Raw genomic sequence first — 25,485 nt, forward strand, 5'->3', positions numbered from 1 at the left:
GCGTCACAGATCTGCGCCGCGCCGTACATTTAAAGGCGGACGCAGAGCGTTGGAAGAGAGCTAAGGCAACTTTATGACAGCCACTGAAGGCTAAGCATCGCGCTGCAAATCAGGGGGGATTTTGACGTCGCCGAGGGGGTCGGGGCGTTTGCCCTGGCCTGAGTGGAATTGGCGGATCTGGTAGACGTAAGCCAATACCTGGGCAACGGCCAGATACAGGCCTGCGGGAATTTCCTGGTCCAGCTCGGTGCTGTAATAGATGGAGCGTGCCAGCGCGGCCGATTCAAGGATCAGAATCTGGTTGTGCGCGCCGATTTCTCGAATTTTCAGGGCAACAAGGTCCGTACCCTTGGCCAGCAGCATTGGCGCTCCGCCCTGCTCGGGATCGTATTTCAGGGCAACGGCGAAGTGTGTCGGGTTGGTGATGATGACATCCGCTTCGGGAATCGACGCCATCATGCGTCGCTGGGACATTTCGCGTTGCAACTGGCGAATACGCTGTTTGACCTCGGGGCTGCCCTCGCTGTTCTTGTGCTCGTCGCGCACTTCCTGCTTGGTCATCAGCAGTTTCTTGTGCGCCTCATACAGCACAAAGGGTACGTCGGCAGCAGCAATGAACATCAGGCCACAGGCCATCCAGAAGCTGCTCCAGCCCACCACCAGCAGGCTGTGGATCATCGCCTGCTCGAGCGGCTCGTGGGCGATGGCCACCAGGTCGTTACGTTCCTTGCTCAAGACCACCAGTGCAACGGCCAGGATGATCAGGAACTTGCCAAAGGACTTCAGCAATTCGACCAGCGCATGGGGCGAAAACATCCGCTTGAGCCCCGCTGCCGGGTTCATTCGGCTGAACTTGGGCATCAGCGACTTGGTCGAGAACAGCCAGCCACCGAGCAGGATCGGACCGACCAGCGCCGCCGCCAGCATGGCAATCAGAAACGGCAGCATGACCACCAGCGCGTGCAGGCCGGAGCTGAGCAAGGCCTTGCCCATGTACGACTGATCCATGATCGTTTCACGGCTGATCGTGAAGTTGTCGCGCATCAGGTCGGACATCATCTGCGCGATGCCTGCGCCGAACATCAGCAACCCGCCCGCCCCCATCAGCATGACCACCAAAGTGGTCAGCTCCTTGGAGCGTGCAATCTGGCCCTCGGCTCTGGAGTCCTTGACCTTTTTTTCCGTGGGGTCTTCTGTCTTGTCCTGGCCATTCTCGTTTTCTGCCATCTCAACGAGCCCTCACCATGTCGCGTAGCATCTGCAGTGCCTGAGTGGCAATGGGCTGATACTGATTGAGAATGTCACCCATCGTCATCCACAGGATGACCATGCCCAGCACCAGAGTCAGCGGGAAGCCGATCGAAAAGATGTTGAGCTGTGGCGCAGCGCGAGTCATGACGCCAAAGGCGATGTTGATGATCAGCAGCGCCGTGACAGCGGGCAAAACCAGCCTGAGCCCGGCGCTCAGCGCCCAGCCCAGCCCGTTCGCCAGCTCCCAGAAGTTGTTGACCAGCAGACCACCCCCCACCGGCATCGTGGTGAAGCTTTCGACAAGGATTTCCAGCGCCACCAGATGACCGTTCATGGACAGAAACAACAGGGTCACCAGCATGGTGAAGAACTGCCCGATCACTGCCGAAGACACCCCGTTGGTGGGGTCGACCATCGAAGCGAAGCCCATCCCCATCTGCGTCGAGATGATCTGCCCGGCAATCACAAAGATATGGAAGAACATCTGCAGGGACAGCCCCATGCCGGCACCGATGATGATCTGCTCGCCGATCAGCAACAGCCCACTGAGGTCAAGCGCTTGAACCGGCGGCATGGCCGGCAGCGCTGGCGCGACCACTACCGTGATGGCAAAGGCGAGGTAAAGACGGACACGCCGGGGAACCAGCGTGGTGCCGATCACCGGCATGGTCATCAACAGCGCGACGATACGAAACATCGGCAGCATGAAGCTGGCTACCCAGGTACTGATCTGGATATCGGTCAGCGCAAGCATCGGCTGCACGAGGCGCTAGCCGATCAGCGTCGGAATACTGGTGTACAGCGACAGCATGTATTCCATGAATATTTTCAGCAGCCAGGGGCCGATGACGATGAGCGTCACCAGCATCACCAGCAGACGCGGCAGGAAGCTCAGAGTCTGTTCGTTGATCTGCGTGGCCGCCTGAAACATCGCCACCAGCAGGCCGCACAACAGGCTCGGAACTACGAGGATCGCCACCAGCACCGTGGTCAGCCACAGCGCTTCGCGAAACAGATCGACGGCAACTTCCGGCGTCATCGGGCAGACTCCTCAGTAAAACGGCTCATACGCCACCAAAACTGCCAGCCAGGGTGCCGACAATCAGCGCCCAGCCATCCACCAGCACGAACAGCATGATCTTGAACGGCAGGGAAATGATCAGCGGCGAGAGCATCATCATGCCCATCGCCATCAGCACACTGGCTACCACTAGGTCGATGATCAGAAACGGAATAAAGATCATGAAGCCGATCTGAAACGCCGTCTTGAGCTCCGAAATCACGAACGCCGGGACCAGAATGGTCAGCGGCGCAGCGTCCGGTGTCGGAATATCGGTACGTTTGGACAAACGCATGAACAGCTCAAGGTCGCTGGTACGGGTCTGCGCCAGCATGAAATCCTTGATCGGCACCTGCGCCTTGGCAACGGCGTCTTGCGCCGTGAGCTTTTCAGCCAGGTAGGGCTGTAATGCGTCCTGATTCACCCGGTCGAAAACCGGCGCCATGATGAACATGGTCAAAAACAGCGCCATGCCGGTCAGGATCTGGTTCGACGGTGTCTGCTGCAAGCCAAGGGCCTGACGCAGAATAGAAAAGACGATGATGATCCGGGTGAAACTGGTCATCAGCATGACAAACGCCGGAATAAAGCTCAGCGCAGTCATGATCAGCAGAATCTGCAGACTGACCGAATATTCCTGCTGCCCGTCGGCACCGTTGGACAGCGTGATCGCCGGTATCGACAGCGGATCGGCCGCCAGCGCAGCAGGTGCCACCACGACCAGCATCAGCAGTATCAGGAAACGCAAGGCGCCCATTACTTCTTGTCCTTATCCTTACCCATCAGCTCCATCAGGCGCTGAGCGAATTCAGGTGTCGTCTGCTCACGAACCGGCACGTGCACAGGTTCCTTGAGTACGTGCAGGGGCGTGATACGTCCCGGCGTGATACCCAGCAGCACCTGCTCGTTGCCAATCTGCACCAGCACCAGACGATCACGCGGGCCTAACGCTCGCGTGCTCACCAGCTCGATGACCTGCCCGTTGTTCGGCCCCACGCGCTGTACCCGGCGCATGACCCACGCCAGCACGAAAATCAGCCCGACCACCACGATCAGGCCAAACAGCAGTTGCATCACCTGCCCGCCCATGCCACCGGAAACCGTGTTGGCCACCTGCGCCGGTGCTGCCTGCGCAACAGGCTCGACAGCCCAGGCCAGCGACGGCACGGTCAGCAGAACACTCAGCCACCGCCTCATTCAGCGCAGCTTCTTGATGCGTTCGCTCGGGCTGATCACGTCAGTCAGACGGATGCCGAACTTTTCGTTGACCACCACCACCTCGCCGTGGGCGATGAGCGTGCCGTTGACCAGCACATCCAGCGGCTCGCCTGCCAGACGGTCCAGCTCGATCACCGAGCCCTGGTTAAGCTGCAACAGGTTGCGAATGTTGATGTCGGTGCTGCCCACTTCCATGGAGATCGACACCGGAATGTCGAGGATCACGTCCAGGTTCGGACCATCCAGAGTCACCGGGCCAGCGCTTTTCGGCACACTGCCGAACTCTTCCATGGTCATCCGGCTGCCCGAATTCCCGGCGTCCGCCGCCAGCAACGCGTCAATGTCAGCCTGGCTGTCGCCCGCTTCGCCCAACGCAGCAGCCCACTCATCGGCCAACGCCTGATCTTCAGCAGACGTCATATCATTTTCATCAGCCATCGGTAGTCCTCTGCACGCAGTATTTCAGTTACGCAACAATTTCCGACGTTAACCAGACAGGTCAACGTCGCGCTATGGGTTCGATTACTTGCAGGGCCATCTTGCCCTTGTGCGAGCCTAGCTTGACCTTGAACGAAGGTACGCCATTGGCACGCAGGACCAGCGTATCGCTCAGTTCCACCGGGATCACATCGCCAGGGCGCATGTGCAGGATGTCCCGCAACGGCAGTTGGCGCTGGGCAATGGTGGTGGTGAGCGGCACGTTGACGTCCAGAACATCTTCTTTGAGCGCGTTGACCCAGCGCTCGTCCTGATCGTCCAGGTCCGACTGGAAACCGGCGTCGAGCATTTCACGGATCGGCTCGATCATCGAGTACGGCATGGTCACGTGCAGATCGCCGCCACCGCCATCGAGTTCGATGTGGAAAGTGGAAATCACCACGGCCTCGCTCGGCCCGACGATGTTGGCCATGGCCGGGTTCACTTCCGAGTTGATGTACTCGAAGTTGACTTCCATGATCGCCTGCCAGGCTTCCTTGAGATCGATGAACGCCTGATCCAGCACCATGCGCACGACACGCAGTTCGGTCGGCGTGAATTCACGGCCTTCGATCTTGGCGTGACGACCGTCACCACCAAAGAAGTTGTCCACCAGCTTGAACACCAGCTTGGCGTCCAGAATGAACAGCGCCGTGCCGCGCAACGGTTTTATCTTGGCCAGATTAAGGCTGGTCGGCACGTACAGCGAATGCACGTATTCGCCGAACTTCATGACCTGAACACCGCCCACTGCCACATCCGCCGAGCGGCGCAGCAGGTTGAACATGCTGATGCGGGTATAGCGGGCGAATCGCTCGTTGATCATTTCCAGCGTAGGCATACGCCCACGGACGATACGGTCCTGACTGGTCAGGTCGTAACTTTTGACGCTGCCAGGCTCACTGGCGATGTCAGTCTGGACCATCCCGTCGTCAACGCCATGCAGCAGCGCGTCGATCTCATCCTGGGAGAGCAGGTCTTGCACGGCCATGTGAGGATCCTACTGCAATACGAAGTTAGTGAAGAGCAGCTGTTCGATCACAGTCTTGCCGAGTTCTTTCTGTGCCACTTCCTGAATGCTCGCCGTCGCTTTCTGACGCAGCATTTCCTGGCCGATCGGCGAGGCCAGCGACTCGAAGGGGATGGCCGCGAATAGCATGACAAGGTTATTGCGGATCAGGGGCATGTGCACTTTCAGCGCTTCCATGTCAGCTGCATTGCGGCCCAGCATGGTGATGCTGACCTGCATGTAGCGCTGGCGACCGTTGGCGTTGAAGTTGACCACGAAGGCTGGTGTCATGGGTTCGAACACCGCCACTGGCTTGACGTTCGCTGCCGCTGCGGCGGCTGCCGGGTCTGGCGCGCTTTCGCTCTTGTGCATCAGGAACCACGTTGCCCCGACCGACAGGCCTACTGCAAGCAGCAACGCTACAACCGCGATGATGATGAGCTTGAGCTTGCCTTTGGCTGCCGGGTCTTTAACAACTTCTTCGCTCTTCGCCATGCCAATAATCCGTCACTATTCAAGAGGTTCTTCAATACGTGACAGAGGAAGAGCAAGTGTTATGCCAGAGTTGTACGAGAGGGGCATGTATCTGACACAAACGGTTACGCGCGGAGACAGGCGCTGGACATGACATAAGTCCTGATGAACCCTGAAAACCGGGCTTGGACCATGATGATTATCTCTCCCACTCTCCGCGCTCAGCGTCATACACAAGTCAGCTTTTGATTCTGGATTATCGTTCCCACGCTCTGCGTGGAAATGCATTTCGTGACGCTCTGCGTCAAACAGATCTGCGAATCAATGAGATTTCGGCTCGACTTCGTCGGGTTCCTTCGCCCTGTCACTTACGTCGCACCCTGCGTCGTCAGTGCCAGCGCGGTAAAAAGCGCTTTCGTTTATGTGCAGTGACTATGAGTAAGACATAACGTTGAGTTGCAACACAGATGCGACGCGGAGCATCACGAACTGCTTGCCAACGCGGAGTTTGGGCACGATTGTCCAGTCGGACTTGCGCATAGCAACCAACCGCCACTGAACATCACGCGTAGTAATCGATCTCGCTGGTGCCGATAACGCGCGCAGCCGGCTGGCTGACGGGAATGGCGGCGTCGACGCCAGCAATGTCGTCAGAGGTATCGCTCGACCCCACGCCGTTGCCGCGACCACTGCGCTGGGCGCGGCTGGCTTGTTCCTGAGCCTGTTGCTGGGCTTGCTGTTGCGACTGGTCGGACACGTTGACGTCGACATTGCCCAGACCCTGCTGAACGAACGACTCACGCAACTTTGACATCTGGCTTTCCAGTGCGTCGCGCACGCCCATGTGGGCGCTCATGAAGGTCACTTGGGTCTGCTGTTCCGGGGCCATGTTGATGCGGATGTCCAGGCGCCCAAGCTCGGCGGGTTCCAGCTTGATATCGGCGGTTTTGAGGTTCTGACTGGACAAATACATGACGCGGTCGACGATGCCTTCGGTCCAGCCGCTCTGGTGCATGGCCAACGGCTGATTCATCAAGGGCGCAGATGCCGGTGCGGCGACCGCGCGGGCGGGTTGTGCCGCTTGGCTCAACGCAGCCAGACGATCAGCAAAGTTGTCTACGCGTGTATCACCCGCAGCGCTTTTGACGTCCTTGAGCCCTTCGCCGATCAGCCCGCTGAACGATTTGTCACTGCTTTCTGTGCTGCTGTCATCTGCAGTGGGCTGCTCGGTCAGGGCCGACAGGTTATTGACTAAATTCTGGTTTGGATCAGCTTCTGCGTTTGACGGCGTCGCCTTGTTGGCGGCGTGAGCATTCTGTGCAGCCAACTGCGTTCTGGCGCTGGCATTTTCGAGCGCCAACTGCACCGCTTCCAGCCCGTCCAGAGGATCGGCGTCCGGATTGAAAGCTTGTTCAGCGACGACCGGCGTTGCAGGCGCAGCCTGAGTCGTAGCGAGGGTCGCAATAACCGGTGCAGTCGTGACTTCCGGCGCTTGCACTCTGGCTGCCGGCAAGCCAGGCGTTTGTGCCGCCAGCGCTTGCAATGCGGGATCAAGCGCAGGGTCCAGAGCAGCATCGGTAACGGCCTGCCCGTCCGCCAATGCAGCGGCATCTGCCTGTGCATCGTCAGGCGTCGAGTCAGCGCTGGCAGTGTCAGAGTCATTGCCGGCGACAGATGACGCTGCAGGCAAATCGTTGCCGCTATCGGCAACGGTCGACTTGTCAGCGGCATTGGCCTGATCGTTTACCGGCTTGTCCTTGCCTGCGGCGACCTTGTCCTTGTCAGGCGCAGTCTTGTCCCGGCTCGGCTTGACCGGCACGTCATCGCGCGGCGCAACCGTGTCTCTGGCCTGTTTGGCGTAGACGTTGGAAAAGCTGGAAGCCCCGTCCTTGCTGCTGTCAGCAGACTTGACGGCATTGGTGGCCGCACTGGACCTGGAAGTCGCAGCGGTGCTGGTCTGAAGAAGCGCATTGGTCGCAAGGGGCATTTCGGTCTCCGCATAAGCTGCTGGTTGTTGCCATACAACAAGACATAGCAATATGTGGGCCAACTTTAAAATACAGCCCTTCGACAGGGCATTATCGATCAACTGATGAAGAGCTGGCGCTCAGCATTGAACAAACCACGGACGGTCAGGTATTCGCTGCCTATCCTGCCGATCAGGTCTGGCAGATCCGAGGAATCGTTCTGACGAGCACGTTCCTCAAGCTGGTGACACAATTGCGAAAGCTGCAGGGCACCCATGTTACTGCTGCTGCCCTTGAAGCTGTGCGCCGTGAGGCTCAGTTCCTGAAGATCAAGGTTGCCGGTTTCAACCGCAAGGCGCAGTTGTGCGAGACGCTGCTCGGAATCCTTGAGGAATACATCCAGCAAAGTCGGATATTCGTCCTCCATGACTTCCTGCAGGGCACTCAGTACGCTGTAATCCAGATGAATCGACACTTGTTCACTCCTTGATCAAGAACCCGGAACGGATTATGCCACTCCCTCCCAGGAAAATTCCACGCAGGCGGTCCTGCCATCAGTGGACCAACGGGCCTCGTGACTGAGCTCGCACACCAGCCGAAGTCCGCGACCATACAGCTCATCGCTGTCAGGTATCAACATTTGCGCCTTGTTTGCATCAAATCCGTCGCCGCTGTCTTCGACACTGAGGGTTAATCGCCCGCCTTCTCCTACCGGCTCGACCTGCACGGTTACGCGAATGAATCCGGACTCAAGTGCGCCCAGACGCTCCGCACGCTGCCGGTAATACAGTGCGAAACCTGCGGCATCATGCTTGAGCGCCGAGTCCAGCCCTAGCACACCGTGCTCCAGCGCATTGCTGTACAGCTCACCGAGCACCATGTGCAACGCCGCGCCCTGATTGCGCAACCCATGAACTTCCAGAAGCAATTGCAGCACATAAGGCAGCGGATTGAAGCGTTTGAGAGTCGAAGCCCGAAACTCGAAGCTGGCCGACCAGTCCAGCGGGCTCGACGCGCCGCTGTCCGAATAAGTGGGTGCCGGCCGACGGGTGAGCGGCTCATCGACCGCGCTGATTTCCAGCAAGCTGACATCGTCACGCGCCTTACCGCCGAAATCGTTGAGCGCCTGGAGGATTTCCTGAATCAATAATGGCGGCTCGCGATTGGCATACAGAACCTCCCGCAGCCGCTGCACGCCGAACAACTGGTCGTTGCTGTCGCTGGTGTCGAGCACGCCATCGGACAACAGAAATATCCGGTCACCAGGTGCCAGCGGGTAAACCTCGGTGCGCGCATCGAAAGCGTCGACACTGAGCACGCCCAGAGGCAGATGACTGGACGCCAGCGGCACATGCTCGCCGTCCGTACCGCGCAACAGATAGCCATCCGGCAAGCCGCCGTTCCACACCTCGACCTGCCGTTGCGGGAGATTGATGCACAGCAGCGTCGCGCAGCAGAACATGTCGACCGGCAGAATGCGCTTGAGCTTGGCATTCATTTCACGAAGGATCTCGATCAGGCCATAGCCCTTGGCGGTCATGCCGTAGAACACATCGGCCAGCGGCATGGCACCCACGGCAGCCGGCAAGCCATGACCGGTGAAATCGCCGAGCAGCACCTGCATGTGCCCGGCCGGGGTGTAGGCAGCCAGCATCAGATCACCGTTGAACAGCGCATAAGGCGATTGCAGATAACGGATATTGCCCGCCCCCAGACATCCGGCGTGCGCCACCTGATCGAATACGGCCTTCGCAACCCGCTGCTCATTGAGCAGGTATTCGTGGTGCTTACTAATCTGGTCGCGCTGCAGACGAACGGTTTCGTGCAATACCCGCAGGCGGTTCATCGCATTGATCTTGGCAGCCAGTACCAGCGGGTTATAAGGCTTGGACATGAAATCATCGCCGCCGGCGTCCAGACAGCGTGCCAGCGCTTCACCTTCGGTCAGCGAGGTGAGAAAGATGATTGGCACCAGCGATTCGCCCGTCAGCGCCTTGATCCGCCGCGCCGCTTCGAAGCCATCCATGACCGGCATCATCGCGTCCATCAGAATCAACTGCGGGCTTTCGGCCATGAAGATCGCTACCGCCTCGACACCATTGGCAGCACACAGCACTCTGTGGCCCTGACGCGCAACAATAGTCGAAAGCAGCAACCGGTCACTGGCGCTGTCGTCGGCAATCAGAATGCACAGCTTCTTCAGAGGCGACTGCAAAGGATCAGCTCAGTTGGAACAGCTTCGAGAAATTGGAGATGGCGAGAATCTTGTGAACATCGGGCGTGCAGTTGATCAGGCGCACTGTCGCCTTGTCGCCGCCGGCGTGGTCGCGCAACAGCAACAGCATGCCCAGCGCGGAGCTGTCCAGGTAATGCGTGCCGCGCAAGTCGACGACATAGTCGAGATCATGCGGACACTCCTCATAGGCCGCACGAAAGTCCTGATGGGACGAAAAATCAAAGCGGCCCTCGATAAAAAGGGTCAATTGTCGACCCTCTTCGGAACGTACGGAAGTCACTGTCATGGGAACCTCGAGGTGTTTCATCACCGAGACATTAATAGCGTAGACCAGACCGGAAGATCTCCGGGACTGATTAAATGAAACGTCAGAATTGTTCGTGACGAGGCAAACGTTGCGACAACTCGTCGAGCAACTTCTGCTCGCGCTTGTCTTCAAGCCTGCGGGCTTCATCCATGTAGCGCTGGACCAGCTTGCGCAAGCCCTCGACCCGCGCATAGCAATCCTGCCAGGCACTGCGCGCTCTATCGAGGTTGGCCTTGTGCCATTCGAGACTTTTGTATTGCTGGGCAACCGCGACATCAAGCTGGCTGAGGAAGCGCTGGTAGCCCAGCAACCACTGTCCGGACACCCCGGCACTGCCGCGCTGCAGCCATTGCTGCTGATAGTCCTGACGAAACTGGTCCAGCTCCTGCAGCTTGTTGTTGGCCAGATTGACCTGCCCCTGAAAATGCCCGAGCCGCTGAGCCGCCGTACGCTCGGCCGCTTCTGCCATCTCGACCACAGGCGCCAGACGCGCCGCTCGACTCTGGGCCATGGGCTATCAGCCGCCAGGGGCCGGAGCGAATATAGACGCCAGCGCGTCGCCACTGCCCTGCATGCTTTCGTTCTCGCGCAACGCCTGACGCTGGTAGCGCACCAGTACAGGGTGCAGGGCAATCGCCATGTCGGTTTCGCGATCACCACCGGCCACGTAGGCGCCGACGCTGATCAGGTCGCGAGTCTGCTGATAACGCGACCACAGCTGTTTGAAATGTTGTGCCCGGGCCATGTGTTCAGGGCTGACCACGGCGGGCATGACCCGGCTGATCGACGCTTCGATGTCGATTGCCGGGTAATGCCCCTCTTCAGCGAGGCGTCGCGACAGCACGATGTGGCCGTCAAGCACACCCCGTGCCGAGTCGGCAATCGGGTCCTGCTGGTCATCGCCTTCGGAGAGCACGGTGTAAAACGCGGTAATCGAACCACCGCCCTTTTCCGCGTTGCCGGCGCGCTCGACCAGTTTGGGCAAACGGGCAAACACTGATGGCGGATAGCCTTTGGTGGCTGGCGGCTCGCCGATGGCCAGGGCGATTTCACGCTGGGCCTGAGCGAAACGGGTCAGGGAATCCATCAGCAGCAGGACGTTCTTGCCCTTGTCACGAAAGTATTCGGCGATTCGCGTGCAGTACATGGCGGCGCGCAGGCGCATCAGCGGCGCGTCATCGGCTGGCGAAGCAACCACCACCGAGCGCTTGAGACCCTCTTCGCCGAGGATGTGCTCGATGAATTCCTTGACCTCACGGCCCCGCTCACCGATCAGCCCGACCACGATGATGTCCGCCTCGGTGAAGCGCGTCATCATGCCCAGCAGCACACTCTTGCCCACGCCCGTACCGGCAAACAGCCCGAGACGCTGGCCACGGCCGACTGTCAATAAACCGTTGATGCAGCGAATGCCGACATCCAGCGGCTGGCTGATCGGATCGCGCTTGAGCGGGTTGATGGTCGGGCCGTCCATCGGCACCCAATCTTCAGCCTTGATCGGTGAACGCCCATCCAGCGGGCGACCGGCGCCGTCCAGCACCCGACCGAGCATGCTCATGCCCATCGGCAGACGACCGGTATCGGCCAGCGGCACGACCCGCGCCCCGGGCGCAATGCCGGCAACGCTGCCCACCGGCATCAGAAACACCTTGCCGCCGGAAAAACCCATGACTTCGGCTTCGACTTCCACCGGGTGATGGCTGTCGTCATTGATGACCATGCAGCGACTGCCCATTGCCGCACGCATGCCTTCTGCTTCAAGCGTCAGGCCGACCATACGCAGCAGGCGGCCTTCCACCACCGGCTGGGCCGGCAGGCTGATCGACTCGGCGTAGCCAGCCAGACGCTTGCCGAAGCTCACGCGATCAAGGCGCATCGAGAGCGTCCACGTCAGAATCTTCAGTTTTCGCCGTGCTGACGGGCGAGGCATCCAGATCGACGCTCAGGTCAGCGGCGGCAGGATGAGTCACCTGTTCATGCAACTGATCGTGCATTTTCGAGATCGCCAGGGCGATGCGTGTTTCGACGCTGGCGTCGATACGGCTGTGTTCGGTTTCGATTCGGCAACCACCCGGCAGCAAGTCCTCGTCCTCGACGATTTTCCACGCCTCCTCATGACGCTCGCGCATGGCCTTGACCAGCAGGAAGTCCTGGGGGTTGATGAAGATTCGCAGGTTCTGCGCGCCCATCGGCAATAACTTGAGCGCATCGCGCAACACGCTGGCGATCTGCCCGGAATCAGTGACCAGTTCGCGCTGAATAACCTGCCGCGCGATGTGCTCGACCAGATGAATGACGGCCTTTTCGATCTGTGTGTCCTGCTCGGCGATAGGTGCCAACAGATGGCCCATCAGTTGTTCAAGGCTGGCAACCTTGGCCGCAAGAACGACTTCCGCCTCCTGGCGCACTTTTAGCTGAGTACTGTGAAAGCCCTCTTTTTCACCCGTGGCAAAGCCTTCGTTCCAGGCTTCCTGGCGGATGCTTTCCAGCTCTTCCAGGGTCAGCGGCTGAACCTCGTCAAGCGGCACCTCTTCCATTTCCGCCGGCTCGTCGACCGGTTCCGGCTCGGGTTCAGGCTCGGGTTCCACGTGCGGATCGAAGCTGGGCAATGCCCAGATATCGAGTAACCCGGCGTCCTTGGCGCGAATGAGGTCGCTGGCCGATTCTTTATTGGAACTGGACATGAGTCGGCTGAATCCTTAGATCATTTCCTCGCCACCCTTGCCACCGAGTACGATCTCGCCGGCCTCGGCCATACGACGCGCAATGGTGAGGATTTCTTTCTGGGCGGTTTCCACATCGCTGACACGCACCGGACCTTTTGCTTCCAGGTCGTCGCGCAACAGTTCGGCGGCACGCTTGGACATGTTCTTGAAGATTTTTTCCTTGATTGCCTCGTCCGAGCCTTTGAGCGCCAGTACCAGTACGTCCGAAGACACTTCGCGCAACAGCGCCTGTATACCGCGGTCGTCCACGTCGGAGAGGTTGTTGAAGACGAACATGAGGTCTTCGATCTGCACCGAAAGGTCTTCGTCGACCTCGCGAATCGAATCCATGAGCGCGCCTTCGATGGAGCTGTCGAGGAAGTTCATGATGTCGGCCGCACGCTTGATACCACCCAGGGTAGTACGCGACGTGTTGGCGTTGCCGGAGAACTGCTTCTCGAGAATCTGGTTCAGCTCTTTGAGCGCGGCTGGCTGTACGGTATTGAGCGAGGACACACGCAGGATGATATCCAGTCGCACTTTATGGTCGAAATGGCCGAGCACTTCACCGGCCTGGTCGGCGTCCAGATAGGCCACCACGATGGCTTGAATCTGTGGGTGCTCGAAACGGATCACGTCGGCGACGGCGCGTGGCTCCATCCATTTGAGGCTGTCCAGACCGCTGGTGTTACCACCCAGCAGGATGCGGTCGATCAGGCCGTTGGCCTTGTCTTCGCCCAGTGCCTGGGTGAGCATTTTGCGGATGTAGCCGTCCGAACCAACCCCGAGGCTGGTCTGATCGCCGACGATGTCGACAAATTCGCTCATCACCTCTTCGACCTGCTCGCGATGCACGTTGCGCATCTGAGCCATCGCGACGCCCACTTTCTGGACTTCCTTGGGGCCCATGTGCCGGAGCACCTGGGCCGCGTCGGTTTCACCCAGAGAAAGCAGCAATACTGCAGCTTTCTCGACTTTGGAGAGTTTGGCTACCATGGCTCGATCATTCATCAGTGTTAATCCACTCTTTCACGACCTGGGCCACACGACCCGGGTCTTCGGCCACCAAGCTCTTGATTGCGTTCAGCTGTGCGTCATAACCCTCGGTAGGGCTAGGCAGCAGGATGCTTTGCGGGCCGCCCAGGCTGACACGGTCATTGGACAACTCGCCATCCAGACCGCCCATGCCACCCAGTTCGGCGTCGCCACCGAAACCGGCCAGTTCCTTGCTCTTGCCGCTGGTGATGTTGTTCAACACCGGACGCAGCACACCGAACACCAGGATCAGGATGAAGATCACCCCCACCGCCTGCTTGACGATGTCCCAGAACCACGGTTGCGAATAGAACGACGCTTCAGGCAGAACCTCGGCGCGCTCACTGGAGAACGGCACGTTGATTACGCTGACACTGTCACCACGGCTGGCGTCGAAACCGACGGCATCCTGTACCAGACGCGTGAAACGAGCCAGGTCCGCGGCGCTCCACGGCGCACGGGAAACCTCGCCGTTGGCTGCGTTGGTCTTGACCATGTCATCGACCACTACCGCGACCGACAGGCGGGTCAGACGACCCTGCTGTTGCTTGGTGTGGCTGATGGAGCGGTCCAGCTCGAAGTTCTTGGTCGATTGCACGCGCTTGTCGGCCGGGTATGGCGCCAACGCTGGCTGACCGGTTGCCGGGTCCATGATCTGCTGACCGTTGGCATCCAGCAGCGGCTGGCCTGGAGCGATAGGGCCTGCGGCACCGGCAGCACCCGCCGCCGCATTTTGCGGTGCGGTGGCAGGGCCCGGTGGCTGGTTGCTCAATGCCCCCGGTACACCGCCTGTGCTTGAACTGCTGGAACGTTGTTCGTTGACCGATTGCTCGCTGCGCAAGGCAGGCTGGTCAGGGTTGAAGCTTTCTGCGGTCGATTCGACGGCGCTGAAATCGACCACTGCCGAGACTTCAGCCTTATAGCGATCATTGCCCAGAATCGGCTGCAGAATGTTCTGCACGCGCTGGGTCAGCATGCCTTCCATACGACGGCTGTAATCGAATTGCTTGCCGGCCATGGTCAGTTCGGAGTTTTCCGCCTGATCAGACAGCAGCGTGCCCTTCTGGTCGACTACAGTAATCTGCGACTTGCTCAGCTCAGGTACGCTGGTGGCCACCAGATTGATGATGGCCAGCACCTGGCTGGGTTCCAGCGAACGGCCGGCATACAGTTCGACCAATACCGAAGCGCTGGGCTTGCGGTCGTCGCGGACAAACACCGAGCTTTTCGGAATGGCCAGGTGCACACGGGCACCCTTGACATTGTTCAGGGCGGAGATGGTACGAGCCAGTTCGCCTTCCAGACCACGGCGATAACGCGTGGCTTCCATGAACTGACTGGTCCCCAGCCCCTGATCCTTGTCGAGGATCTCAAAACCTATATTGGCGTCGTTCTGAACCACGCCCGCCTGCGCCAGCTGGATACGCGCACGCTGTACGTCATCGGACTTCACCAGCAGCGCACCGGAATTGGGCTCGACGGTGTAGTTGATGTTCGCCGCCGTCAGGGTGTCCATGATCTGCTTGCTGTCCATGCCCGCCAGGCTGCCATAAAGCGGACGGTAGTCAGGTTGCTGGGACCAGAGCACCACGGCAAAGCCGATGGCCACGCTCGCGGCAAGACCGACCATAAGGCCGATCTGACGCAGCATGGTCATTTCAGAGAGATTTTCCAGAAAAGACAAACCGAACAACGGTTTCTTATCGGAAGCGCCCGCTCTTGCAGGAACGGTATCGGCAGTTGCTTCGGCCATGACTCAGTACGTCCCTTAAACCGGCATCTGCATGATGTCTTGGTAAGCTTGAACCAGCTTGTTACGCACCTGGGTCAACGCCTGAAAAGACACACTGGCTTTCTGCGACGAGATCATGACGTCGGTCAGATCAATGCCGCTCTTGCCCACTTCAAATGCATTGGCCAGCTGGCTGGAAGCCTGCTGGGTCTGCGCAACCTTGTTGACGGCCTGGCCAAGCATGTCGGCGAAGCTGCTGGCTCCGGCTTCCTGCGCGCCGGACACGGGCTTGGGTGCAGACATCGCATCCATCTGCATGGCCCGCATATCCAACATCAAGCGATTAAATTCAACACCTTGGCTCATGGACGTTTTCTCTCGTAAGGCCCGCAAATTTTTGACACTGATTCAGCGGGTACAGAAGACTTAGCAACAACGGTGCCAGCTGGATAGTGGCAATTTGGCACACCCTGCAGGAATGCCGTGTTGCCCGACATCAAATCGCCCTGGACCGCCTGTATATCAAGGGGCGTCGGCGATTATGGCTTCCGTCGGTTATACAAAACCCACACGAAAATCGAACACACGCTCATCGCACGCCACCTGTTCATGTGGCAAACAGATAACCCTCGACATCCATCCCGGCGTCGCGCATCTGCGCCAGCTTGTAACGCAATGTACGCGGGCTGATACCCAACCGTTCGGCGGCTTCCTTGCGACGGCCGCGCTCGGCACGCAGCGTGTCGATGATCATTTGAAACTCGCGACGCCTGAGGTCATCCCCCAGCGCCCCGGCTGATTCAGCACCCACGCCAACACCGGCATTCTCTGCCGAAGAAATGACAGGCTGAGGGGGCACAGCCTCACTGGGCACCGCGACAGGCAGGCTGGTGACCGGCCCGGCAAGACAGAAATCCTGCGCCTCTATCACCCCGCCCTGCTGCAGAATCAAAGCCCGCTGCACGGCGTTATCCAGTTCACGCACGTTGCCGGGCCACGGGTAACTCACCAGACACTGCTGCGCCTGGGCAGAAAGACGAACCGGCGCGTGCTTCATTTTATTGACGTGCTTGGCCAGCAGTCGCTCGGCCAACGGCAGAATATCGGCAGTCCTTTGACGCAATGCCTGCCACGCCAGCGGGAATACCGAAAGCCGATAAAACAAATCTTCGCGAAAACGCCCCGCCGCCACTTCACCGGCCAGATCGCGGTTAGTGGTTGCCACTACACGAATGTCCAGGGTGATCGGCTTGCGCGCACCGACACGCTCGACCTCTCGCTCCTGCAATACGCGCAGCAGCTTGGCTTGCAGCCCCATGGGCATTTCAGAAATCTCGTCGAGCAGGATTGTGCCGCCGTCTGCCTGTTCGAATTTGCCTGCCTGCGCCGCAATTGCGCCAGTGAACGAGCCCTTTTCATGACCGAACAGCGTCGCTTCCAGCATGTTGTCAGGGATGGCGGCGCAGTTGATCGCAATAAAAGGCTTATCGGCCCGCGGCGAATTTTGATGAATGAAACGCGCCAGAACCTCTTTGCCTGTGCCGGACTCGCCGGAAATAAGCACAGTGGAGTCGCTTTTCGCCACGCGACTGGCCAGATTCAGCAACTGGATGCTGGCGGGTTCGACCGCGATCGGCCCGTCACTCTCGGCAGGCCCCAAGCGCCCCAGTGCATGACGCGCAACCAGCGCGATCAGGGCTTTGGGCTCGAAAGGCTTGACCAGATAATCTGCCGCACCCTGACGCATGGCATCGACCGCGCGATCGACTGCGCCGTGGGCGGTCATCAGCAGCACCGGCAGTTGCGGGTGCCGACTGCGCAACAGGCCCAATAATTGATGACCGTCCATGCCTGGCATGTTGACGTCACTGATCACCAGACTGAACGGCTGCGCCTCGGCCGCGACCAGCGCCTCTTCGGCAGAGCCGACTGCCTGGTATCCATAACCGGCCAGCTCCAGGGTTTCCCCAAGCGCCTCGCGCAGCGAACGGTCGTCCTCGACCAACAGCACGTTGATCGGCATCAGTTGTTACCCATCGGGCTGGACGCCGGAATCAGTGGCAGGCTGACGATTGCACAGGTGCCACGCCCGACCCGCGACAGATAATGCACGCCGCCCTGATGCGCACGCGACACCGCCGTCACCACGGCCAGACCGAGCCCGGTGCCAGTGGTCTTGGTGGTAAAGAACGGCTCACCGATACGCGCCAGGGCGGCCTTGTCCATGCCGCTGCCGTTATCGCTGAAGCACACGCGCAACACGTTGCCGCGACTGTAGGCATGCACTTTCAGCAATGTCCGCCCGGCACTGGCCTGGACGGCGTTTTCAATCAGGTTGAGCAACGCACCGACCAATGTGTCGCGATTGCACAGCAGCTCGCCATCGATGCTGTCGCACTGCCAGCGCACCGACACGCCTTGCACATGGGTCGCGGCAGCGTTTTGCAGCGCATGGAACAGCGCACCGGGCGTTAGGCGGTCCGTCAGCGGCAACTCGCCACGGGCGAACACCAGCATGTCGCGAACCTGGTGTTCAAGCTCATGCAGGCGATCCTTGAGCCGCGCGGCAAAGCGTTGCTGGGTTTCCACCGGCAATTCCTGCTCGGTCAGATGACTGGCGTAGATCATTGCCGCCGACAAGGGCGTGCGAATCTGATGCGCCAGAGAAGCAACCATCCGGCCCAGCGACGACAAACGCTCGTGGCGAGCCAGTTGCTCCTGAAGGCGACGGGTTTCGGTCAGGTCGTTAAGCAGCACCAGTTGCCCGGGCTCGGCGTCCAGAGAACGGGTTGCAATGGAAAGCCTGCGGCCGTCCTTGAGGGAGACTTCGTGGCCATCGTCTTCACGCGGGGCAAAGCAGCGGCTGATGACGTGACGCCAGAGCATGCCCAGCAAGGGCTGGCCGAGCAGATCGATGGCAGCCGGGTTAGCCTCACGCACCACCCCCATGCCATCGATGACGATGACGCCACCGGGCAGCAGATCAAGCAGGTTCTGCAGGCGGTTGGCCAAGCGCTCTTTCTCTGCCAGTTCCTGCAGACGCTGAACACCGGCATCTGCCAGCTCACCCTTGAGTTCGGTGACACGCGCTTCCAGCAACCCGTAGGAATCGGTCAACTGTGCGGACATCTGATTGAACAGCGAGAACGCCTGCTCAAGCCCCTGACGACTTTCCAGCTCCGGGGAGTACCGGGCCTGAGCAGATTGGGCGGACGTCAGTTGGGCGGCCTGGGACATAGTTCATCTCTCTCGTGGCGAACCGTCAGTAAACGGTGTGTTAAGAGAGACTTAGCAATCCTCGTGCCGAAAAAAAACCCTTGAAAATTCAAGGGCTTGATTTTTGGCGTTTGAAACAGGCGTCAATCCTCCGCCTGTTCATCACCCTCACGACGGCTCATACCGTACTTGCGCATCTTCTCGACCAGGGTGGTCCGGCGAATCCGCAAGCGCTCCGCTGCGCGAGCCACAATGCCGTTGGCATCGTCCAGCGCCTGCTGAATCAGACCTTGTTCCAGACCACCCAGGTAGTCTTTCAGGTCAAGCCCTTCAGGCGGCAGCATGGCACCGGATGCGAAGTTCGGTGTGTTGCTGTTGATGGCCACGCGCTCTTCGATATCGCTGCGCATGCTGTCGACCATCTGCTCGTCTTCATCATCGACATAGCGGAATTTTTTCGGCAGCTCGGCCACGCCGATCACACCGTACGGGTGCATGATCGCCATGCGCTCGACCAGGTTGGCCAGTTCCCGAACGTTGCCCGGCCAGGCGTGACGACACAGCGACATGATGGCGGCCGAGTTGAAGCGAATGGAACCGCGCTTTTCGTGTTCCATACGTGAAATCAATTCGTTCATCAGCAGCGGGATGTCTTCAACGCGCTCACGCAGCGGTGCCATCTCGATAGGGAACACATTGAGACGGTAATAAAGGTCTTCGCGAAAGCTGCCAAGCTCAATCATGTTTTCGAGGTTCTTGTGCGTGGCGGCAATAATGCGCACGTCAATGCTCTGCGTCTTGTTACTGCCAACGCGCTCGAAGGTCCGCTCCTGCAACACGCGCAGCAGCTTGACCTGCATCGGCAGTGGCATGTCGCCGATTTCATCGAGGAACAGCGTGCCGCCGTTGGCCAGTTCGAAGCGGCCGGCACGGCTGGTGATTGCCCCGGTAAACGCGCCCTTCTCGTGCCCGAACAACTCGCTTTCGAGCAGCTCGGCCGGAATGGCGCCGCAGTTGACCGGCACAAACGGCGCATCACGACGCTTGGAATGGTAATGCAGGTTACGGGCAACAACTTCCTTGCCGGTCCCCGACTCACCGAGAATCAGGACGCTGGCGTCGGTGTCGGCGACTTGCTGCATCATTTGCCGTACGTGCTGGATCGCGCGGCTGGTGCCTACCAGGCTGCGGAACAGGTTCGGCTCGCGATGACGACCGCGCTCGCGGGCCTGATCGTACATTTCACGATAGACCTGGGCACGGTGCAGGGAGTCGAGCAGCTTGCTGTAGCTGGGGGGCATTTCGAGCGCGGAGAGCACGCGTCTGCGCAGATCCTCCGGCAGCTCGACGGAAGAGTTTTCGCTCAACAGCAGCACGGGAAGGAACTCATCCCATGCCGCGATGGTCTTAAGAAGCCCTTGCAGGCTGCCCGGCGCGCTGACGTTCCCGACCAGCACGCACAGAACCTCTCGCGTGGACGCCAAAGAGCCGACCACCTGCTGCCAGTCCTGGCTGGAACAGGAGAGATTTTCTTCGCCAAGAAAGTTCAGGATAACCGCCAGATCCCGGCGGCGCTGGCTATCGTCATCGATTAGCAGAATCTTGATTTCACGCCACATGCAATAGCAACTTCCCTAGTCAACTCAATGCCCATGATTGGGGGGCAGCTTGGCATCTCAGCCGGTATAACCATGAGACGCCAGAAAATAGTAAACATCACTAGTTAAGTCAAAAAAACGAACACAGTCAAATTTATGGCGAAACTCTTGTCGACGGATTAAATGACAATTATCAGTCAACCGAACAGATGGTATACCTTCGTCGCATTTTTGGCATTCTGGATTTGCGTCATTTCATCGACGACGGCTTGACGCTCGCCGGTTGCAACATCAATCAGTTGCCGATAGACCCCCAGCAGCTCTTCAAGGTTGCTACGCAGCGCAGGTTCGTCGGCAGGCGCTTCGCTGACCACCGCATCCACACACTCGCGACACGCCAGGTCAAGCTTGACGATAGCCTCCCAGTCGCGCTCGGCCAACGCCCCGACCAAGGCTTCCCGGGTTTCTTCGATACGCTTGAGCGCAGCACTCATTTTATTGTTCTCCTAGAGCAGCAGGTTATTGCACAGTGGCAATCGCGTCCCAGCCTTCCTTGACCGTGATCAGCAGACCGGCGACTTCGTCGAGCATCTTCTGATCGTTGCGGGCATTGGCTTCGGCCAGACGCGTCATCATGTAGTGATAAAGGCTGTCCTGCCTGACCAGCGCTTCGCTGGGGGCGTTGTCCAGGTCCAAGCCTTCACGCAGACCACCGACAATGCCGATCGCCTTGCTGATGAACACGCCTTTGCTGGCGACGTCACGGCGCGCCATGGCACCCTTGGCTTGAGCGATACGGTCCAGGCCACCCTCCATCAACATCTGAACCAGACGATGAGGGCTGGCTTCCGAGGTCTGAGCCTGGGAGCCGATCTTCTGATACTGCCGCAACGCTAACATCGGATTCATATGGGGGGCCTCGTCACAAATCCAGAATACTGATATTCAAGCTATCGACGCATCGCGCAGAAACTTTAGCCCAAAAGCAAGAACCCGACACGAAGTCGGGTTCTTGATACTGCTGTCAATTGAATTTAAGAAGCGTTTTTCTGCGCGTTCATCGCCTCGAATATCGAAGTGATACTGGTAGCGGTCGCCTTGAGCTGCCCGACCACCAGGTCCATCGCGTTGTATTTCTTGGTCAGGCTGGCCGTCAGACTTTCGATACGACGATCAAGGGCATCCTGATCACTGGCGATTCGGGTCTGAATTTTGGTCAGGCTGGTCGTCTTGCTGGCCAGAACGCCACCAGACTCCGTATAGGGCAAAAGTGCCTTGCTCATCCGCGCAACCAGGCCGCCGTCCACCGTGCCGTCGGCATTTTTTACACCCGTACCGGTAAACATGGTCTGGATCTGGCTGCCCAGCTTCTTGTCATTAAGCGCTGCAGTGAATGTAACGGTGTCAAGCGACAGCGTGCCGTTGGACTGCTGGGTCTTGATACCCAACTGCGATAGCGCACTGAGGCCGGCACTTGAAGAGGCACCCGCCAACTGATCACGGATAGTTGCCAACAGCGCACGCGGCGTGGCGTCACCGGTAAGGGCGGCCGCCGTGAAAACGCCCTTGTCGCTGATCGAACCCTTGGTCAGGGAAGTCACCAGGGTGGCCAGCGTGTTGTAGGAGTCCACGAAGGACTGCAGCGACGCTTTCAGCCCATCGGTGTTGGTAGCCACTGTGACAGTGGTCGTTGCTCCAGCAGCACTTGGCGCGACCAGATCAAAGGTCAGGCCGGAAATCGCGGTACTGACCGTGTTCGTCTTGCTCGTCAGACTCAGACCATCGACAGTGAATGCCGCGTCCTTGGCTGTCGCAGTAATCGCACCAGCGCCGGGAATCGCCTTGCCGCTGGCATCGGTCCCCGTGCTGGTGTCGCTCATCAGCTTGGTGCCATCGATATTCAGCGCTTCCTGACCGGAAGCACCCACCACCGAAATGTCACTGCCCTTGCCGGTGGTCGTTGAGCTAAAGACCAGCCGAGAGCCGTTGTTGTCGTTGATGATGTTGGCGGTGATGCCTTTACCCTGCAACGACGAGTTGATCTTGTCGCGCACTTCCTGCAACGTCGAGCTCTTGTCGATCTTGACGTCAAAGTCAGTGCCATTCTGAGTGATTTTCAGGGTACCACTCGGAATAGCACTCGCGGAATTCATCGCGGCGGTGGCCACCTTTGATGGCGTTGCCAACTGGGTGATACCGATCGCGTAAGTACCGTTGACGGCTGTATTGCCGGCAGTTGCCTTTACCACTGCTTCATTGGCAGATGTCGCAGCAAAGCCCTGAAACGCAGGCGTCGTTGAGCTGCCCAGGGTATCGAGGGTTTTCTGAAACGCAGCCAGCGCAGACGTCAACTGACTGACGCCCGACAGCGATGCCGAGGTGGTGGCAGTCTGCTTGTCGATCTGGTTCTGCTTGGGCGCTTTCTCGGCACCGACCAGCCCCTGAACGATGGCAGTAATTGCCAGACCCGAACCCAGGCCTGTTGTCGATGTAATTGGACTTGCCATTTTGCTTCTCCCTTCAAGAATGTCGCCGGTTTTTCTGTCGCGTCAACGCATCAGGCAACCTGCAACAAGTACCGTACCGGCGGTCAGGCCCTAGCGCGGAACAACAAGCTGTTCGCATCACTCAGGCTATCGGCCAGTTTCAGGATTTCTGCATTGGGAATTTGTCTTACCACTTCACCCGAGTCACTGGCAATGACCTTGACGATTACTTTGCCAGAAGCTTCATCAATCGAAAACTCGAGATTGCGCTTCACCGAGTGAAAAAATTTCTGGATGTCTTCTGCAGCGGCTTTGACTTTCGCCTCGTCCTGAGAATCACCCTTGTGCAAATCCGAGCCTTTACTTTCTTCAGGAGCAGCGACACGCTCCACCGATTTGACGTCGGCTGGCTTGTCAACAGACTTGTCCGACACGGGGGCCTGACTTGCCGGTTGAACGGCCGGATAAGACAGGTTCAGCTTTACACTCATATCCATGACCATCACCTCCGAAAGTAAAAAAGCGAGAGAGCGCTATTACGCACTCCCCCGCTAAAACTCATGCCGATATTACTGAAGCAGTTTCAGTACAGCGGATGGCAGCTGGTTAGCCTGAGCCAGAACAGAGGTGGAAGCCTGTTGCAGAGTCTGTTGCTTGGTCAGCTGTGCAGTTTCAGCAGCGAAGTCGGTATCTTGTACGCGACCCAGTGCAGCACTGGCGTTTTCGTTGATGTTCTGCAGGTTGGAGATGGTGCTGGTCAGACGGTTTTGTGCAGCACCGAGGTCAGCACGGGTGGAGTTGATGGTCTGCAGAGCCGAGTCGATGGCGGCGATAGCGGCGGAGAAGTTAGTCTCCGAGGTGGTGCTATCGGAACCAGCGATGGTGACTGCCGAACCGACACCCAGGGTGTTTGCGTCGAAGCTTGCGCTCAGAGTCAAAGTGATCTGGTTCGAAGAACCCGAGTTGGAACCGACCTGGAAAGTCATGGTGCTGGCGGAACCGTCAAGCAGGTTCTTGCCGTTCAGGTTGGTACTTTGAGCGATACGGGTCAGCTCGGAACTCATCGCGGTGAATTCTTTGTTCAGCGCGTCACGGTCGGTGGAGCTGTTGCTATCGTTACGGGACTGAACAGCCAGTTCACGCATACGTTGCAGAATGTTGGTCGACTCTTGCAGTGCGCCTTCAGCGGTTTGCGCCAGGGACATACCGTCGTTGGCGTTTTTGATCGCCATTGTCTGGCCACGGATCTGCGAAGTGATCTTGGTAGCGATTTGCAGGCCGGCAGCGTCGTCTTTAGCGCTGTTGATTTTCAGACCGGAGGACAGACGAGTCATCGAGGTCGAAAGAGCGTCGGAGGCGCGACCCAGGTTCTTCTGGACGTTCAACGATGCTACGTTGGTGTTTACTGTTAAAGCCATGATGAATTCCTCGTTGGTTTGGTACTACGTGGCTTCCGGCCCCTGCAAGCGCCGGGTGTGCCTAGAGAACCTTCGTAATAGTTATCGTCGCGATGGCAGGTTGCTTGAGCATTTTTTTTGAATATTTTGCCATCATTCCTCCACCCCTTATAAAACAAGGAGTTAAGGCGAAACCGAACCCATGTGACACGAGGAGAACTGCTGCCTGGACTTCATTTGCCACGCACAGATGGCACGCGTGCAAGTTTAAAAATGTGCAATGAATCGATTAGTCAAAAAAAAGCGCCCGATGAACTAGCCACGGGCGCTCTTTTTTTGCCTGCGGTGATTCAGGCTTTATAGATAATTGCAGAACCCCAGGAAAGGCCTACACCGAAACCGCTCAGCGCAACCCGACGCCATTCAGAGTTAAGCACATGCTTTTCAATCAGCAATGGAATACTTGAAGACACCGTGTTACCCGTTTCGACCATGTCCTTGAGAAACTTCTCGGGCTTGTCTTCAAAGCGACGCGCAACGGCATCGACAATCGCAGCACTGCCCTGATGGATGCAGAACGCATCGATATCGTCCGGCGTCAGGTCCGACTCGCTCAGCAGTTCATGCAAATGCGCGGGAACCTTGAGCAAGGCAAAGTTGAACACCTGACGACCATTCATGAAAAACACGCCGTTGCTCACCTTAAGGTGCGGCGCACCGGAACCGTCGGTACCGAATTTGGCCTTGCCCAACTGCCAGGCAGCGCCCTCGCCCATCCACGTTGCCGTGGCTGCATCGCCAAACAACATGGTGGTGTTGCGATCCTGCGGATCGACGATTTTCGAATACGGGTCAGCGGTGATCAGCAGGCCGTTTTTCAGTCCTGCGGCTTCCATGAAGCCCTTGATCGCATAAATGCCATAGACATACCCGGAACAGCCCAGCGAAATGTCAAACGCGGCAACGTTGGTCGACAGCCCCAGTTTGTCCTGAACGATGGCAGCGGTATGTGGCAGCCCTTCTTCGTCGCCGTTCTGGGTGACGACAATCAGTACGTCGATGCTTTCGCGCTTGAGCTGCGGGTTGTTGGCAAACAACGTGTTGGCCGCTTCAACGCACAAATCCGAGGTTTCCTGGCCAGCGTCTTTGCGCGGCAGGAAGGTGGAACCGATTTTCCCGAGGATGAAATCTTCATCCTTGCCGAAACTGGCACCTTGAGCGTAGTTATCAACGCCAGCAGTGGGCACGTAACTCGCTATGTTTTTAATGCCAATCATCATGGCTTCCCGATGAGTAAACAGGTCATTTTTCGTCCCG

Annotated in this window: 27 protein-coding genes; all 27 read right to left on the reverse strand. The window is 58.6% G+C overall.

All coding sequences use genetic code 11. The annotated features are described in order from the left end of the window. Positions 1–90: 90 nt before the first annotated feature. The gene (flhB, locus tag QRN38_RS23705) at positions 91–1,227 is read right to left on the reverse strand and encodes a flagellar biosynthesis protein FlhB (protein ID WP_005766982.1); all 1,137 of its coding nucleotides are present in this window, start codon (positions 1,225–1,227) and stop codon (positions 91–93) included. A 1-nt stretch (position 1,228) separates the two neighbouring features. Then, positions 1,229–2,005 carry a flagellar biosynthetic protein FliR gene (gene fliR / locus QRN38_RS23710; protein ID WP_007244363.1) on the reverse strand — a complete coding sequence of 259 codons (777 nt, stop codon included), beginning with the start codon at positions 2,003–2,005 and terminating at the stop codon, positions 1,229–1,231. 15 nt (positions 2,006–2,020) lie between these two features. Further along, positions 2,021–2,290, reverse strand: coding sequence for a flagellar biosynthetic protein FliQ (locus QRN38_RS23715; RefSeq protein WP_002554277.1), 270 nt, complete (start codon positions 2,288–2,290; stop codon positions 2,021–2,023). A 25-nt stretch (positions 2,291–2,315) separates the two neighbouring features. After that, the gene (fliP, locus tag QRN38_RS23720) at positions 2,316–3,068 is read right to left on the reverse strand and encodes a flagellar type III secretion system pore protein FliP (RefSeq protein ID WP_005616850.1); all 753 of its coding nucleotides are present in this window, start codon (positions 3,066–3,068) and stop codon (positions 2,316–2,318) included. Beyond that, positions 3,068–3,508, reverse strand: coding sequence for a flagellar biosynthetic protein FliO (fliO, locus tag QRN38_RS23725; RefSeq protein WP_005766986.1), 441 nt, complete (start codon positions 3,506–3,508; stop codon positions 3,068–3,070). Before fliO ends, fliP begins: the two co-directional genes overlap by 1 nt. Then, on the reverse strand, positions 3,509–3,967 hold the full coding sequence (gene fliN, locus QRN38_RS23730; protein ID WP_003378749.1) for a flagellar motor switch protein FliN: 459 nt from the start codon (positions 3,965–3,967) through the stop codon (positions 3,509–3,511). A 61-nt stretch (positions 3,968–4,028) separates the two neighbouring features. Beyond that, complete coding sequence (gene fliM, locus QRN38_RS23735; RefSeq protein ID WP_003378750.1) at positions 4,029–4,997, reverse strand: flagellar motor switch protein FliM; 969 nt, start codon at positions 4,995–4,997, stop codon at positions 4,029–4,031. A gap of 9 nt (positions 4,998–5,006) precedes the next feature. Further along, positions 5,007–5,510, reverse strand: a complete 504-nt coding sequence (gene fliL / locus QRN38_RS23740; RefSeq protein ID WP_007244365.1) for a flagellar basal body-associated protein FliL — start codon at positions 5,508–5,510, stop codon at positions 5,007–5,009. 541 nt (positions 5,511–6,051) lie between these two features. Then, positions 6,052–7,476, reverse strand: a complete 1,425-nt coding sequence (locus QRN38_RS23745; protein ID WP_057418953.1) for a flagellar hook-length control protein FliK — start codon at positions 7,474–7,476, stop codon at positions 6,052–6,054. Positions 7,477–7,574: 98 nt separating this feature from the next. Further along, positions 7,575–7,931 carry an Hpt domain-containing protein gene (locus tag QRN38_RS23750; RefSeq protein ID WP_005616840.1) on the reverse strand — a complete coding sequence of 119 codons (357 nt, stop codon included), beginning with the start codon at positions 7,929–7,931 and terminating at the stop codon, positions 7,575–7,577. 33 nt (positions 7,932–7,964) lie between these two features. Then, positions 7,965–9,671, reverse strand: a complete 1,707-nt coding sequence (locus tag QRN38_RS23755; RefSeq protein ID WP_007244368.1) for a fused response regulator/phosphatase — start codon at positions 9,669–9,671, stop codon at positions 7,965–7,967. Between the two features lie 4 nt (positions 9,672–9,675). Then, positions 9,676–9,978, reverse strand: coding sequence for an STAS domain-containing protein (locus tag QRN38_RS23760; protein WP_005616835.1), 303 nt, complete (start codon positions 9,976–9,978; stop codon positions 9,676–9,678). Positions 9,979–10,060: 82 nt separating this feature from the next. Next, entirely contained in the window at positions 10,061–10,510 is a 450-nt protein-coding gene (gene fliJ, locus QRN38_RS23765) for a flagellar export protein FliJ (RefSeq protein WP_002554288.1), read from the reverse strand. Between the two features lie 6 nt (positions 10,511–10,516). Next, positions 10,517–11,875: a flagellar protein export ATPase FliI gene (gene fliI, locus QRN38_RS23770; protein WP_005767000.1), complete on the reverse strand. Its 1,359-nt coding sequence runs from the start codon at positions 11,873–11,875 to the stop codon at positions 10,517–10,519. After that, entirely contained in the window at positions 11,865–12,683 is an 819-nt protein-coding gene (fliH, locus tag QRN38_RS23775) for a flagellar assembly protein FliH (RefSeq protein WP_005767003.1), read from the reverse strand. Before fliH ends, fliI begins: the two co-directional genes overlap by 11 nt. Positions 12,684–12,698: 15 nt before the next feature. Continuing rightward, positions 12,699–13,715, reverse strand: a complete 1,017-nt coding sequence (fliG, locus tag QRN38_RS23780; protein WP_002554291.1) for a flagellar motor switch protein FliG — start codon at positions 13,713–13,715, stop codon at positions 12,699–12,701. After that, the gene (gene fliF / locus QRN38_RS23785) at positions 13,708–15,492 is read right to left on the reverse strand and encodes a flagellar basal-body MS-ring/collar protein FliF (RefSeq protein ID WP_007244370.1); all 1,785 of its coding nucleotides are present in this window, start codon (positions 15,490–15,492) and stop codon (positions 13,708–13,710) included. Before fliF ends, fliG begins: the two co-directional genes overlap by 8 nt. 15 nt (positions 15,493–15,507) lie before the next feature. Further along, entirely contained in the window at positions 15,508–15,837 is a 330-nt protein-coding gene (gene fliE, locus QRN38_RS23790) for a flagellar hook-basal body complex protein FliE (RefSeq protein ID WP_003382144.1), read from the reverse strand. A gap of 241 nt (positions 15,838–16,078) precedes the next feature. After that, complete coding sequence (locus tag QRN38_RS23795; protein WP_057418952.1) at positions 16,079–17,494, reverse strand: sigma-54-dependent transcriptional regulator; 1,416 nt, start codon at positions 17,492–17,494, stop codon at positions 16,079–16,081. Further along, positions 17,494–18,708 carry a sensor histidine kinase gene (locus QRN38_RS23800; RefSeq protein WP_057418951.1) on the reverse strand — a complete coding sequence of 405 codons (1,215 nt, stop codon included), beginning with the start codon at positions 18,706–18,708 and terminating at the stop codon, positions 17,494–17,496. The genes QRN38_RS23795 and QRN38_RS23800 overlap by 1 nt, the downstream gene beginning before the upstream one ends. Positions 18,709–18,830: 122 nt before the next feature. After that, positions 18,831–20,306, reverse strand: coding sequence for a transcriptional regulator FleQ (fleQ, locus tag QRN38_RS23805; protein ID WP_003382141.1), 1,476 nt, complete (start codon positions 20,304–20,306; stop codon positions 18,831–18,833). Positions 20,307–20,482: 176 nt separating this feature from the next. Further along, positions 20,483–20,779 carry a flagellar protein FliT gene (fliT, locus tag QRN38_RS23810; protein ID WP_002554297.1) on the reverse strand — a complete coding sequence of 99 codons (297 nt, stop codon included), beginning with the start codon at positions 20,777–20,779 and terminating at the stop codon, positions 20,483–20,485. Between the two features lie 25 nt (positions 20,780–20,804). Then, positions 20,805–21,194, reverse strand: coding sequence for a flagellar export chaperone FliS (gene fliS / locus QRN38_RS23815; protein ID WP_003382140.1), 390 nt, complete (start codon positions 21,192–21,194; stop codon positions 20,805–20,807). A gap of 125 nt (positions 21,195–21,319) precedes the next feature. Next, positions 21,320–22,792, reverse strand: a complete 1,473-nt coding sequence (fliD, locus tag QRN38_RS23820; protein WP_007244374.1) for a flagellar filament capping protein FliD — start codon at positions 22,790–22,792, stop codon at positions 21,320–21,322. Between the two features lie 83 nt (positions 22,793–22,875). Continuing rightward, positions 22,876–23,268, reverse strand: coding sequence for a flagellar protein FlaG (locus QRN38_RS23825; protein WP_007244375.1), 393 nt, complete (start codon positions 23,266–23,268; stop codon positions 22,876–22,878). 72 nt (positions 23,269–23,340) lie between these two features. Further along, on the reverse strand, positions 23,341–24,189 hold the full coding sequence (locus QRN38_RS23830) for a flagellin domain-containing protein (RefSeq protein WP_005738283.1): 849 nt from the start codon (positions 24,187–24,189) through the stop codon (positions 23,341–23,343). Positions 24,190–24,518: 329 nt separating this feature from the next. Further along, the gene (locus tag QRN38_RS23835; RefSeq protein WP_007244376.1) at positions 24,519–25,445 is read right to left on the reverse strand and encodes a ketoacyl-ACP synthase III; all 927 of its coding nucleotides are present in this window, start codon (positions 25,443–25,445) and stop codon (positions 24,519–24,521) included. Positions 25,446–25,485: the final 40 nt, after the last annotated feature.

The organism is Pseudomonas sp. CFBP2511, from assembly GCF_030209255.1.
In the GTDB taxonomy this organism is placed as follows: domain Bacteria; phylum Pseudomonadota; class Gammaproteobacteria; order Pseudomonadales; family Pseudomonadaceae; genus Aquipseudomonas; species Aquipseudomonas avellanae.